The following is a 12,855-nucleotide window of genomic DNA, read 5'->3' as shown; positions in this document are numbered from 1 at the left end:
GGTCGCCTCAGGGCGACCGCCCTCTTGCACGTCTCGATCAGCGTTCGTCAGGACTCGCGTCCACGGTGCGAACGGCGCCGGTCGTGACGAGTTCGGCCTCGCGACCCTCATCCGCGGCGACTCCGTCGCGCAGCTGCGCTTCGAGCAGCTCCGCCTCCTCGCCGCCGATGGCCTCGCCGCGGGCGATGAGCCCGGCGACGTCGGACAGCGGGATCTGCTTGAGGAAGAGCGCGAGCACGAACGCGATGCCGATGAACGGCAGCAGGTACCAGAACACCGGGGCCAAGGCATCCGCGTACGCGTTCACCACGCCGTCGCGGATCGAATCCGGCAGCTGGCTGAGCGTCTGAGGAGCGAGGGACGAGGTCGCGTTCGCGGCATCCGCTGCCGAAGCGCCTGCGTCGGCGAAGACGCCCTGCAGGTTCTCGGTGAGGCGAGTGGTGAAGATCGTGCCGAACACCGCGGTGCCAAGTGCCGCACCGACCTCGCGGAAGTAGTTGTTCGTGCTGGTCGCGGTGCCGATCTCGGACGCCGGGACGGCGTTCTGCACGACGAGCACCACGACCTGCATGATCAGGCCGAGACCCGCGCCGAAGACGAAGAGGAAGATGCAGATCAGCCAGATCGGGGTCGACGCGCTGAGCGTCGTCATCGCGACCATCGCGAGCCCGGTGATGATCGTGCCGAGGATCGGGAAGATCTTGTAGCGCCCGGTCTTCGTGATCAGGATGCCCGAGGCGATCGAGGTGCCCATCAGGCCCACCATCATCGGGATCATGAGCAGGCCGGATGTCGCGGCCGAGGTGCCGGAGGACATCTGCAGGAACGTCGGCACGAATCCGATGGCCGCGAACATGCCGAGCCCGAGGGTCAGGCCGATCGCCGTCGCATTCACGAAGACGGGGTTGCGGAACAGGCTGAGCGGGATGATCGGGTCCTTCGCCTTGGCCTCGGCGAAGATGAAGGCGGCCGCAGCGACGAGCAGCCCGACGCCCCATGCCCACGTGGCGGGGGAGTCCCACCCGAAGTCCTTGTCGCCGCCGAAGTCGGTGAAGAAGATCAGGCACGTCGTCGCCGCGGACAGGAAGACGATGCCGAGGATGTCGATCGGCTGTGTGGCCTTCTTGTTCGGCAGGGTGAGGGCGAACAGCGCGATCACGAACGCGGCGATGCCGACCGGGATGTTGATGTAGAACGCCCACTGCCAGGTGAGGTGGTCGACGAAGAAGCCGCCCAGGAGCGGGCCGGCGACAGCCGAGAGGCCGAAGATCGCGCCGAGCGGGCCGAGGTACTTGCCGCGCTCATTGGCGGGAACGATGTCGGCGATGATCGCCTGGGAGAGGATCATCAAGCCACCGGCGCCGAGGCCCTGGATGGCGCGGAAGACCACGAACATCCAGAAGTCTCCGGCGAAGGCGCACGCCGCCGAGGCGACCGTGAACAGGGCGATTGCGATGAGGAACAGCCGGCGTCGGCCGAGCACGTCGCCGAGTTTGCCGTAGACGGGCATCACGAGGGTCGTGGCCAGAAGGTACGCGGTGGTGATCCACACCTGGTGATCGACGCCGCCGAGCTCGCCGACGATGGTCGGCATCGCGGTCGAGACGATGGTCTGGTCGAGGCTGGACAGCAGCATTCCCGCGATGAGGGCGCTGAAGATGATCCAGATGCGCCGCTTCGTCAGCAGAAGCGGCGCCGGGGCGGCGATGGTCATGAGGGGTTCCGTTCGGGTGGGAGGGAGAGCGAGAAGACGCGGCGGACCGCGTCGAGTCGGCGGAGGACCAGAATCCGGAAATCCTGGTGGTCGTTCGCGAAGTATTCGAAGACGGCGGGCCGCAAGACGGCGCTGAAGACGATCACGACGGTCTCGGCATCCAGCTCGGCGTTCGCATCCGGGCGGCGCTTGACCAGCGCGATGTCGTCGCGCTCGCCTTCGGCGGCGAGGCCGACGAAGTGGGCGAAGAGGCGAGGCTCGCGGTCGAAGACCCGGCCGAGCTCGTCGGCTTCGGACTTGGTGAGATCCAGCTGCTCGAACCGCGCGATGAGCAGCTCGGCGAAGTCGTCGAGCAGCGTGCCGGTGCCCGAGACGAACGCCTCGGCGAGATCGGCGTTGTCGGAGTGCACCGCGAAGCCCAGCACCGCGTTCTCTTTCGAGGCGTAGTAGTTGAAGAACGTGCGGCGCGAGACGCCGACCTCGGAGCACAGCTCCTCGATCGTGAATCCGGCGAAGCCGCGCTCCGCCGTCAGCCGGCGCGCTTCGGTCCGCAACCCGACGGAGGTCGCCGCGGTGCGGCGCTCGCGCAGGGAAGGTGCACTTTCATTCATGAAGTGCATTCTTGCACTCTGCTGTCCAAGGTGCAAATTGCGCGGGAATCTAGGTAGGGGTGACGGATGCCGCGGGCCGCGGTGTGGAGGACGCTTGCACGTGTTCGCCACACGATGAGGAGATCCCATGTCATTGACCGCTCTCGAATCCGCTGAAATCGAACGGGCCAACCAGTCGGGGCTGCGGCCCGTCGTCTTCGTGCACGGCCTCTGGCTGCTCTCCAGCAGCTGGGATCGCTGGCGTGCCCGCTTCGAGGAGGCCGGCTACACCACGATCGCGCCGGGGTGGCCCGATGACCCCGAGTCCATCGAGGATGCCAGGGCCAACCCTGACGCGTTCGCCTCGAAGATGGTCCAGGAAGTCACCGACCACTACCTCGAGGCGATCGGCGAGCTGACCCTGAAGCCGGCCGTCGTCGGCCACTCATTCGGCGGACTGATCGCTCAGAAGGTCGCCGGGGCCGGGGCATCCGTCGCCACCGTCGCCGTCGACCCTGCACCGTTCCAGGGTGTGCTCGCGGTGCCGGCCTCGTCGTTCAAGTCATCGGCGCCCGTGGTCTCGCACCCCGGCAACAGCCTCAAGCACGGCGTCACCCTGTCGTTCGAGGACTTCACCTACGGCTGGGCGAACGCGCTCGAGGCGGACGAAGCCCGCGCGCTGTACGACGAGTTCCATGTCGCGGCGGCGGGCAACCCGATCTTCCAGGTGGTCACCGCCAACCTCAATCCCTTCAGCGAGACGAAGGTCGACTCGAAGAACCCCGATCGGGGCCCGCTGCTGATCATCGGCGGGGAGCTCGACCACACCGTTCCGGTCAAGCCCACCGAGCAGGCCTTCAAGATCCAGTCGAAGAACCCGGGGATCACCGAGCTGACGATCATCCCGAACCGCGGGCACTCGCTGACGATCGACCACGGTTGGGCCGAAGTGGCCCAGACCGCGCTCGACTTCCTCGCCCGGGTGGGCGCGGTGTCGCTTACGGCCTAAGTGCGCCGGGGAGCTGCTCCCGCGCGCTGATCCCGAGTTTGCGGAACGCGGTGTAGAGGTGCGCGCCGATCGTCCGCGGCGACAGGAAGAGCCGCTCGGCGACCTCGCGATTGCTCAGGCCGCTCGCGGCCAGCTCCGCCACCCGGAGCTCCTGCGGGGTGAGGACGTGGCTTCCGGACGGCTCGGCGTCCGGAAGCCGCTCGCCGGAGGCGCGTAGCTCGTCGCGGGTGCGATCCGCCCATTTCCGGGCAGGGAACTGTTCGAACAGGGTGAGTGCCTGGTGCAGGTGGCGGCGGCTGTCGATGGGTCGCCGCATCCGTCGCAGGCGCGCGCCGATCAGCAGGTGTGCTCGAGCGTGCAGGAAGGGGACCGGCAGCGGGTCGCGCTCGATCGCAGCGGATGCCTCGTCCAGCAGTGCGTCGTCGGTCAGCGCGAGGCGGGCATACCGCAGGGACGCGTCGAGCACGGGCGCGTGCCAGCCCTCGTGGATCGCGGCGACCGCCGCGATCTGAGCCTCGGCGGCTCGACGATGGCCGGCCAGCACCGCGGCTTCGACCAGGTCGGGCAGCGAGACGATCCGGAACATCAGGTTGTACACCGGGTCGGCCGGGTCGGCGAGGCGCCCGAGCAGGCGTTCGGCGTCGCGGGGCCGGCCGTCCACCAGTGCCGCGCAGCCCTCGGCGAAGACGAGCGTCGCCCGTGGGGACTGGGCTTCCAGGGTGAGCGCGCCGAGCGGCGACGACCCCGCGATCGCGGCGCGGTCGGGAGGGGTGCCCTCGAGCGAGTCGTACCAGGCCAGCGCCGTGCGTGCGGCCGTCGCGAGCCCTGGATCCTCGACATCGACGGCGATCGTGATGCACTCGTCGATGGCCGCTCGCCCCTGAGCGAACCGTCCCTGCAGAAAGCAGATCCAGGCCTGTGCCATGAGCGCATGCGGCAGCAGCGCCCGGTTGTCGCGAGCGCGGAATCCGTCGACCGCTCGCTGCAGGTAGTCCGCGGCGGGTCCGATCTCGCCGCAGAGGTTGAGCGCGTAGCCCAGGTGCCAGGCGCCCAGGGCGTCATCGGGGGCGAGCGACACGTGATCGCGGATTCGCGCGATCACGTCGTCGCCGCCCTCGGCAGGCCGGGTGACGGCGGTCAGCAGGAGCGCGCGCGGCTCGTCGGGATCCAGCTCGAAGGCGCTCGCCGCCTCCGCGATGAGGTGGCCGGGATCAGGGTCGGTGGACAGGCCCCACGCGATCGAAGCAAGATGCAGCAGCGCGTCGAGGGCGGCATCGGCATCGCCCGCTCGACGCATGGCGTCGATGGCGGCGGTCGCCGGGCGCAGATCGCCGTGCGAGAGCGCCGACTCCTCGAGGGGCAGCAGTTCGCGCATCCACGCGGCACGCGCCTGCGCACGCGGATCGTCGGTCTCGGCATCCGCCGCCTCGATGAGCCCGAACGCGATCCGGTGTAACCCCATGCGATCGGCCGCGCCGGCGGCGCGGAGCAGGCGGTCGGTGCGCTGCGCGGACGCCCTGGTCAGCTCCGCCGCTCGCCGGAGCGCGCGCAGTGCCAGGGCGGAATCGCCCGCTGCGAGACCCGCCTCGCCGAGCTGCTCCAGTTCGTCCGCGAGTTCGGGGTCGGTGCCGGACGCCAGGTCGGCCCGCCACCAGACGGTGCGCGCGGGATCCGCGATGGTGTCGACCAGTGCGCGCAGCAGTGCCGTGCGCTCCACCGGATCGGCGGCACTCGCGACGGCGGAGCGGACGAGCGGATGCCGGAACCCGAGGCCGCCCTGCACCGGATCGACCAGCCCTGCTGCTGTGGCGGCCCTCAGCCAGTCGCCGGAGGGTTGACCGCCGAGCGTCTGTGTCAGTGCGAGGGTCGCCTCCTCGATCGACTCGCAGCCGAGTGCCGCGGCGAGCACGCCCAGGCGGGCTGCCGGTGAGAGCTCGGCATACCGCCCGGCGAACGCGAGTTCGAGTCGATGCGTGAGCGGCACCGGCTGGAGCTCCCCGGCGCGCGGGTCGAGGCCGCGCAGTTCGACGAGCGCCAGGGGATTGCCGTCCGCGAGTTCGAGCAGCACCCGCCGATCCGCGCCTTCGGGCCGGTCGGGTCTGGTGTCGAGCACGGCGTTGGCGTCGATGAAGCCGAGCGGGGCGAGGTGGCGCCGCTCGATCGCGTCTGCCTCGACGGCGTCGTGGCCCGCGCGCGCGGTCATCACCACCAGGACCGGGTCGGACGAGACGCGCCGGGCGACCATGAGCAGCGTCTGGCGGGAGGCGGGATCGAGCCAGTGCAGGTCTTCGCCGATCACCAGTAGCGGGTGCGCGCGGGCGGCGTCGGTGAGCAGCGTCAACGCTGCGACGCCGGCGAGGAAGGTCGTCGGCGGATCACCGGCTCGCACGCCGAACGCGACGTCGAGCGCGTCGCGCTGCGGCTCGGGCAGCTCGGGGATGTGGTCGCGCAGCGGCCGGAGCAGGAGGTGCAGCCCGGAGTACGGCGCCGCGGATTCGTCGGGGGTTCCGGCGGTGCGAAGCACCCGCAGGTCCCGCGCCCGGGCACGCCGCTCGAACTCGTCGACCAGGGCCGTCTTGCCGACGCCGGGGTCTCCCTCGATGAGCAGCGCAGACCCGCCGGCGTGGATTTCGGCGGATCGGGCATCGAACAGCGCGAGCTCGGGGTGACGGCCGATGAAGGCGCGGTCTGGCTGCACGTGAGCAGTCTGGCGCATCCGCGAGCGGCTTGGATACACCGACGTATTCACGAAACACAACTTGTCGACAGCGAAGGATCCCGTCTTTTTGATAGCGCTCAACGCGATAAGGACCAATGAAGTTCCGCATAGCGTTGACAGTGGACGGGCGCCCGGCTCATCCGTGACCAGTGCGGAGCACACGTGACGGACGCGAAGACGATCGCGCGGGAGAAGACTCCCGGACGCGCGGCCTACTTCGTGTCCGACAGCACGGGAATCACGGCGGAGACGCTGGGCAGCGCCCTGCTGGCGAACTTCCCCGGGGTGCGCTTCCAGCGGCACACGATCCCGTTCGTCGACACCGTGAACGGCGCCCGGAATGTCGTCAGCGACATCGAACGCGCCGCGAGCGTCGGCGCCGACCCCATCGTGTTCGCGACGGTCAAGTCCGCCGAGATCCTCGACGAGCTCACCCGGTCGCACGCGGTCGTGATCGACCTGCTCGGCGGGCACCTCCGCGAGTTGGAGGCGGCCCTCGGCAGCACCGCGTCGGAGCAGCTCGGGCAGTACCACGGCGTGGGCGACATCGAGCAGTACTTCGCCCGGATGCGCGCGGTGGAGTACGCGATCGAGCATGACGACGGGCAGAGCCTGCGCGCGCTCGACATCGCCGATGTGATCATCATCGCGCCCTCGCGCTGCGGCAAGACTCCGACCACGATGTACCTCGCGCTGCAGTACGGGCTCCTCGTGGCGAACTACCCGCTCACCGACGACGACTTCCCCTCGGACGGGCTGCCGGCGACGGTCGCGAAGTACGCGAGTCGCTGCTTCGGGCTGACCACGACGCCGCTGCGGCTGAGCCAGGTGCGGCACGAGCGCCGCCCGAGCTCGACCTACTCCAGCCTCGCGCAGTGCACCCTCGAGCTGCGCCGCGCCGAAGACCTCTACCGCCGCAATCGCGTGCCGTTCCTCAACTCCTCGACGAAGTCGGTCGAGGAGATGTCGGCCGTGATCATGCAATCTCTGCGGCTCCGCAGCTGACCCACCGCACCACCTCCACCCTCTGAATCGCGCACAACGCACAACTGATCGGGAGACCTCATGACCAACATCCTCTGGTTCCACGAAATCGGCATGGCCGACGTTCCTCAGGTGGGCGGCAAGAACGCCTCGCTGGGTGAGATGGTCTCGAATCTGTCGGATGCCGGAGTCACCGTGCCCGGTGGCTTCGCGACGACCGCCGACGCGTACCGCGAGTTCCTCGCGGCCGACGGCCTGTACGGGCGCATCCGTCAGGTCGTGGAGGAGCTGGACGTGACGGATGTCGCCGAACTCGCCCGGGTCGGCGCGAACGTGCGCGAGTGGATCGAGCAGCAGCCGCTTCCGGCGGCGTTCGAGTCCGACATCCGTGGCGCGTACGCGTCGCTCGTCGAGAGCGATCCGCAGCCCGAGACGGTCTCGTGGGCGGTGCGCTCCAGCGCGACCGCGGAGGACCTGCCGGATGCCTCGTTCGCGGGTCAGCAGGAGACGTTCCTCAACATCAGCGGGATCGAGAACATCCTCGCCGCGATCCGCAGCGTGTTCGCGTCGCTGTACAACGACCGGGCGATCGCCTACCGGGTGCACCACGGCTTCGACCACCACGACGTCGCCCTGTCGGCCGGCATCCAGCGGATGGTGCGATCGGATGTCGGGGCCTCCGGCGTGCTGTTCACCGTCGACACCGAATCGGGGTTCGACCGGGCCGTGTTCATCACGAGCTCCTACGGGCTTGGCGAGGCGGTCGTGCAGGGGGCCGTGAACCCGGATGAGTTCTACGCCTACAAGCCGGCACTGCGGGCGGGGCGCCCGGCGATCCTGAAGCGGTCGGTGGGGGAGAAGGCGCTGAAGATGGTCTACGCCGACGGCACCCACGCCGGCGCCAGCACCGTCTTCACCGACGTGGCCCTGGCCGATCGAGCGCAGTTCAGCATCACCGACGCCGAGGTGGAGGAGCTCGGCCGGCAGGCGCTCGTGATCGAGGATCACTACGGGCGTCCGATGGACATCGAGTGGGGCAAGGACGGTGTTGACGGCAAGCTCTACATCCTGCAGGCGCGCCCTGAGACCGTCGTCTCCCGGGTCGACGGCAACGTCACGCGCCGGTTCGTGCTCGAGCAGCCCGGCACGGTCATCACGATCGGGCGGGCGATCGGGCAGAAGATCGGCGCCGGCCCGGTGCGGGTGATGACCTCCCTCGCCCAGATGGACCAGCTCCACGCCGGCGATGTGCTGGTCGCGGACATGACCGACCCGGACTGGGAGCCGATCATGAAGCTCGCCTCCGCGATCGTCACCAACCGGGGCGGCCGCACCTGCCATGCGGCGATCATCGCCCGGGAACTCGGCATCCCCGCCGTCGTCGGCACCGGCGATGCGACGATCGCGCTCGAGAACGGCCGAGAGGTGACGGTCTCGTGTGCCGAAGGCGACAACGGCTTCGTCTACGAGGGCATCCTCGCGTTCGACGAGGTCATCACGCGGCTCGACGAGATGCCGGAGAGCCCCACCAAGATCATGCTCAACGTCGGCACGCCCGATCAGGCATTCGCGTTCTCGAAGCTCCCGAACAAGGGCGTCGGGCTGGCGCGCCTCGAATTCGTGATCAACCGGCAGATCGGCATCCATCCCCGTGCACTGCTCGACTTCGACACCCTCGAGCCCGCGCTGCACGATGAAATCGCGGAGCGGATCGCCGCGTACCCGTCGCCGCGGGACTACTTCGTGCAGCGCGTTGCGGAGGGGGTGTCGATGATCGCCGCGGCGTTCGCGCCGGAGAAGGTGATTGTGCGCCTGTCGGACTTCAAGTCGAACGAGTACGCGAACCTCATCGGCGGGGAGCTGTACGAGCCGCACGAGGAGAACCCGATGCTCGGCTACCGGGGTGCATCGCGCTACATCTCTCCGGACTTCCGCGCCTGCTTCGACATGGAGTGCGAGGCACTGAAGTTCGTACGCGACGAGATGGGACTCACGAACGTCGAGATCATGGTGCCGTTCGTCCGCACCGTCGGCGAAGCGCACGCCGTCATCGAGCTGCTCAGCGAGAACGGGCTGCACCGCGGCGAGAACGGGCTGCGCGTGATCATGATGTGCGAGCTGCCGTCGAACGCGGTGCTCGCCGATGAGTTCCTGGAGTACTTCGACGGGTTCTCGATCGGCTCCAACGACATGACCCAGCTCACCCTGGGCTTGGACCGGGACTCTGGCCTCGTCGCGGCGACGTTCGACGAACGCGACCCCGCTGTGCTGAAGATGCTCGGGATGGCCATCGCCGCCTGCCGACGCGCGGGCAAGTACGTCGGCATCTGCGGTCAGGGACCGAGCGACCACCCGGATCTCGCCGAGTGGCTCGTCGATCAGGGCATCGAATCCATGTCGCTCAACCCCGACACCGTCGTGGAGACCTGGCTGCGGCTCGCCGCGAAGAGCCCGACACCGGCCTGAACAGGCCGGCCTGGTGACGCGGAACCGCGTCCGGGTGCTGGTTCGCGTCGATGCCTTGGGCGGTGCGGGTCCGGATGCCGCGGCCCGCGGGTCGTCGTCGAATGCCCTGCCCTCATCGGGCATCTTCGCGAGCGGGCTATCTGTGATCAGGCGTCGCCAAACGGTGGCGCCAATTCACGGGCCCCGTTGCGGAATGGCGGCTGAAACAGATCTCAATCAAGCGCAGAGGGGTAGTCCAGGCCATGTCACCGGTCTCGGCGGCGGGCATAGGGTGTGCCCATGAGCGCGACGCCTCCACTTCCGCCTACGGGTGGGGACGCCCCGCCGGGCGCTCCGCCTAACGCCCGCCTGACTACGAAGGCGTTGTGGTGGGCTGTCGTGGGGACGTCGCTTCTCCACCTGGGACTGCCGATCTTGTTTGCGCTCAACGGTTGGATCGTCGAGATTAAGGGCAACTGCGCAAACGTCCCCTGCGATACGGGACCGCTCCGGATTGCTGACGTCCTAGTGCATGAGGGAGCGTTCGTCGCGTTCGGTCTCTCCGTCGTCATGAGCGTGGTCTTGCTTGTCCGGCGCAGGCACGCCTGGTACGTCCCGATTGCTGCGGGATTCGTGATGTCGCTTGCTGTCTCTGTAGCGCTTGTCATCGCACTCCTGGAGACATACTGACTGGGCTAGCTGTACGTGGTGTCACCTCGGGCCTACTGGGCGCCTTCGATATTGGTAAGCAACTTCCTTCAACTTAGGGTCGCTCTCGCATCCGACCGAGGGCTAGAAGCGCTGACGGATGCAGTGGGATAGTCAGCCCCATGACCGATCCGCCGCGGGTCTCCCTGGCGTTGGGGGTGTGGAGCCTCTCCCTGGCAATAGCCGCGCCGCTGTTCGGGCTGGTCGGTATGTTTTGGGCGCTCATCGCCTTGGCTCCCACAGGGAGTGACATTCAGGTGGAGTCTGCTTACATCCCGGGGCAGACCGCATACCGCGTCATTGGTTTCATCGTGGTTGCGATGACGATCGCTGCTGTTGTTCTTGGGATCATGTCCATCGCGGGCGCAAGGCAGACAACGAGCAGCAGACCAAGACGAGTGAACGGGATTGTCCTCGGGGTATGGGCTCTGGGGATCAGCGCACCGATCGCCTGCTACACACTCTCGCGCTTGATTACCCACACCTAAAAGTTCCGGTTGAGAGTGTTCCGTACGATCCTTTGCGAAGAAGGCGCGCCACTGGACGACTCGGCGTCGGGTAGAGGCCGAGGAGAAGAATGCTATGGCCACGATTACCGGGCTGGATGAACTTCGACGACCCCGCTGCAATCTCAGTTAGTCCGGAGGGCGCGGTTGTCCTACACACGTCCGGTAGCCCGCACTGGGCGGGCTCGCTACCGAAAGTCAAAGTCGGTGCAGAAGGGCTTCCGGACGATCGTTGAAGGACCGGTCTGCGGGCGCGGAGCGACCGGGCGGAGGGGCGCCACCACGTCCGCCCTCTTGCCCGCGGTGCCGCTGCGAGCGGACCGCTCTCGTTCCTTGGCAGGGTGGCCGGTCACGACGTTCTCAGCCGAGCTTGCTGCGGGAGAGTGCGACGAGCAGACATGCAGTCAGCGGACGACGTCGTATTCAATAGCCTCTGAACGCAACCCAGCTTCACGGTGGGTCTGTTCGTATATCCGACCGATGGTCGGTGCCGTTGCGAAGACTTTCGCGCTCCAGTTCGCAGCCAGCTCGAACGCACCCTGAGCGTCGAGGAAGCCCTGATCGTCTGAGGTGTTAGCCGCTGCGTTAAGCAGTCCTTGCCGCGCGGAAGGATATTTCGCTCGGATTGACTCCCGAGCGAGCCTGACACTGTCAAACAGGCCTGCATACGGTGATGTCTCGTCTCGAAGATCGACGAGTGCAGCCGAATCGACGGCCTTCAGCCCCACGTCGAGGGCCCGGTCGAATTCGTCCGCTGACCGTTGCATGTCGCGGAGCTGGTCCCGCTGGAATGGGGCACGGGTCACCCAATCCTCCAATGCGCGATCGATATCAACGCTTGCCGTGACGAAGGCGCTCACCGCGGCGTAGAGCTTCGCGCGGTACGCAAGTCCCTTGAAGTACTGCCAGTGCAGCCGAATACCATCCGGATCACCCAAGTCCAGCACGTTTCTCTGAGGAAGTTTGAGCGTGACGGAACTCTGGGATCGCCAGGAGCTGTTTTGCTCCTCCAGGATCTTGGCAACGTAGTCATTCAGACACAGATAGAAGATACGCCGACTCGCTCGCTCCGCTACTAGGAGCAGAAGGGGCGCAGATGCACCCATCGATTCGGCAAGGCTGAGGTCCGCGGCGTCAACGGGGAAGCTCACCGATCCATCCTTGAAGGAGAGAGTTTCGGTCGTCTTGACCTGACAGGCCAGGTGCCCACCCGTCGTCTTGTACTTCGGCGGTGGCGTAGAGGATTGCACCGGCTCGAATACCTCCACCTGCAGGTCGATGCCGTAGTCGTACGGTAACGGACGCACGATCCAATGAGACGGGAACGCGAACGCAGCGATGAGTTCACCCCATCGGCCCTTCAACTGGTTATCCGTTTGCAACTTCATTTGCAAAGTGAACCATGGCGACTCAACTGCACGGCCGTTACCGACTTCACCGGCTACACCCGCGCGGCCCTAGTTGTCCGCTCCGGAGCACCAATTCGGGGACTAGGTCTGGCCATGCCAACTAGGAGACGGACAAGGTTACTGCCTCACCGGCGAACAGCCGCACGCGTGGCGAACTACCTACGAATTTGGGGCGCTGGAGGACCATCTATCGCGCACTCTGCCGGAATCACGTCATCCTCGTCCTTCTCAGCGGTAGCTAACCGTAAACAGCAGCCTTCTCGCAAAAGCGCCAGCGCACCGCACGCAACGTCGAGAGCGTAGGGCTGCGAACCGCGACCGCCAACGAATCCGCGTTTGCTGACAATCGTGCGGCATGGTCCGCGGAGCCACTCGCGAACTCGCCCCCGCTCAGTTCATGAATAGCCCGGCGGTCACCGGCGAGGCAAGCGGAATCCCCCTCTTTGGGATCTCGACCTTGACGGAGCCGGACGCTGTGCACTGAAGGGGCAGGCTTTCACGCACAGCGGAGTCGGGCCGGAATTTGGCAGTCTTCCGATCGTACAGATGGGCATAGGACAGGGACTTATCCTTGCCGCTCACGTTCGCGGAGCTGTAGACCATCGACCAGTTGACATGCAGTCGATTGTCCGTAACGTCGACGAGCAGCTGAACGCACGCCTTCTCATCACGAATCTGGTCGTGGATGAAGGCAACCGCCATCGGAATCGCCGTGTACCCCGCCAGCTCTCCGGTCAAGAAGATCGCGTTACTTCGCTTCAGCATTGATGC

At 67.0% G+C, this 12,855-nt stretch carries 10 protein-coding genes; 5 read left to right on the top strand and 5 right to left on the bottom strand.

All coding sequences use genetic code 11. The features are described from left to right. Positions 1 to 37: 37 nt before the first annotated feature. Together ACXJ3V_RS19945 and ACXJ3V_RS19940 are read right to left on the bottom strand one after the other, a co-directional pair. Positions 38 to 1,714: an MDR family MFS transporter gene (locus ACXJ3V_RS19945; protein ID WP_457102097.1), complete on the bottom strand. Its 1,677-nt coding sequence runs from the start codon at positions 1,712 to 1,714 to the stop codon at positions 38 to 40. Then, positions 1,711 to 2,325 carry a TetR/AcrR family transcriptional regulator gene (locus tag ACXJ3V_RS19940; protein ID WP_457102096.1) on the bottom strand — a complete coding sequence of 205 codons (615 nt, stop codon included), beginning with the start codon at positions 2,323 to 2,325 and terminating at the stop codon, positions 1,711 to 1,713. The genes ACXJ3V_RS19945 and ACXJ3V_RS19940 overlap by 4 nt, the downstream gene beginning before the upstream one ends. Positions 2,326 to 2,452: 127 nt before the next feature. Between ACXJ3V_RS19940 and ACXJ3V_RS19935 the strand changes: the two genes are divergently transcribed. Continuing rightward, positions 2,453 to 3,313, top strand: a complete 861-nt coding sequence (locus ACXJ3V_RS19935; RefSeq protein ID WP_457102095.1) for an alpha/beta hydrolase — start codon at positions 2,453 to 2,455, stop codon at positions 3,311 to 3,313. Here the strand turns inward: ACXJ3V_RS19935 and ACXJ3V_RS19930 are convergent. Beyond that, the gene (locus tag ACXJ3V_RS19930) at positions 3,303 to 6,011 is read right to left on the bottom strand and encodes an AAA family ATPase (protein ID WP_457102094.1); all 2,709 of its coding nucleotides are present in this window, start codon (positions 6,009 to 6,011) and stop codon (positions 3,303 to 3,305) included. The two genes, ACXJ3V_RS19935 and ACXJ3V_RS19930, sit on opposite strands and share 11 nt — an antisense overlap. 183 nt (positions 6,012 to 6,194) lie before the next feature. Between ACXJ3V_RS19930 and ACXJ3V_RS19925 the strand changes: the two genes are divergently transcribed. The 4 genes from ACXJ3V_RS19925 (at position 6,195) to ACXJ3V_RS19910 (ending at position 10,657) form a co-directional block, all read left to right on the top strand. Beyond that, entirely contained in the window at positions 6,195 to 7,037 is an 843-nt protein-coding gene (locus ACXJ3V_RS19925) for a pyruvate, water dikinase regulatory protein (RefSeq protein ID WP_457102093.1), read from the top strand. Between the two features lie 60 nt (positions 7,038 to 7,097). Then, complete coding sequence (gene ppsA / locus ACXJ3V_RS19920; protein WP_457102092.1) at positions 7,098 to 9,482, top strand: phosphoenolpyruvate synthase; 2,385 nt, start codon at positions 7,098 to 7,100, stop codon at positions 9,480 to 9,482. Between the two features lie 279 nt (positions 9,483 to 9,761). Next, on the top strand, positions 9,762 to 10,151 hold the full coding sequence (locus ACXJ3V_RS19915) for a DUF6264 family protein (protein ID WP_457102091.1): 390 nt from the start codon (positions 9,762 to 9,764) through the stop codon (positions 10,149 to 10,151). 140 nt (positions 10,152 to 10,291) lie between these two features. Then, complete coding sequence (locus tag ACXJ3V_RS19910; RefSeq protein ID WP_457102090.1) at positions 10,292 to 10,657, top strand: hypothetical protein; 366 nt, start codon at positions 10,292 to 10,294, stop codon at positions 10,655 to 10,657. 422 nt (positions 10,658 to 11,079) lie between these two features. Here ACXJ3V_RS19910 and ACXJ3V_RS19905 read toward each other — a convergent pair whose 3' ends face one another. Both ACXJ3V_RS19905 and ACXJ3V_RS19900 read right to left on the bottom strand, forming a co-directional pair. Beyond that, the gene (locus tag ACXJ3V_RS19905) at positions 11,080 to 12,063 is read right to left on the bottom strand and encodes a DUF4365 domain-containing protein (RefSeq protein WP_457102089.1); all 984 of its coding nucleotides are present in this window, start codon (positions 12,061 to 12,063) and stop codon (positions 11,080 to 11,082) included. Positions 12,064 to 12,474: 411 nt separating this feature from the next. Then, positions 12,475 to 12,855, bottom strand: a 381-nt coding sequence (locus tag ACXJ3V_RS19900) for a hypothetical protein (RefSeq protein WP_457102088.1), incomplete at its 5' end; no start/stop codon positions are given.

This window comes from Microbacterium sp. P5_E9 (assembly GCF_054049175.1).
Note: the sequence above shows the minus strand (reverse complement) of the source record. Positions and strands in the feature narration are given on the sequence as shown.

Coding starts and splice junctions, on each gene's coding strand:
- ACXJ3V_RS19940 (WP_457102096.1), bottom strand. CDS start 2,325: ATGAATGAAAGTGCACCTTCCCTGCGCGAGCGCCGCACCGCGGCGACC.
- ppsA (WP_457102092.1), top strand. CDS start 7,098: ATGACCAACATCCTCTGGTTCCACGAAATCGGCATGGCCGACGTTCCT.
- ACXJ3V_RS19945 (WP_457102097.1), bottom strand. CDS start 1,714: ATGACCATCGCCGCCCCGGCGCCGCTTCTGCTGACGAAGCGGCGCATC.
- ACXJ3V_RS19905 (WP_457102089.1), bottom strand. CDS start 12,063: ATGAAGTTGCAAACGGATAACCAGTTGAAGGGCCGATGGGGTGAACTC.
- ACXJ3V_RS19915 (WP_457102091.1), top strand. CDS start 9,762: ATGAGCGCGACGCCTCCACTTCCGCCTACGGGTGGGGACGCCCCGCCG.
- ACXJ3V_RS19910 (WP_457102090.1), top strand. CDS start 10,292: ATGACCGATCCGCCGCGGGTCTCCCTGGCGTTGGGGGTGTGGAGCCTC.
- ACXJ3V_RS19935 (WP_457102095.1), top strand. CDS start 2,453: ATGTCATTGACCGCTCTCGAATCCGCTGAAATCGAACGGGCCAACCAG.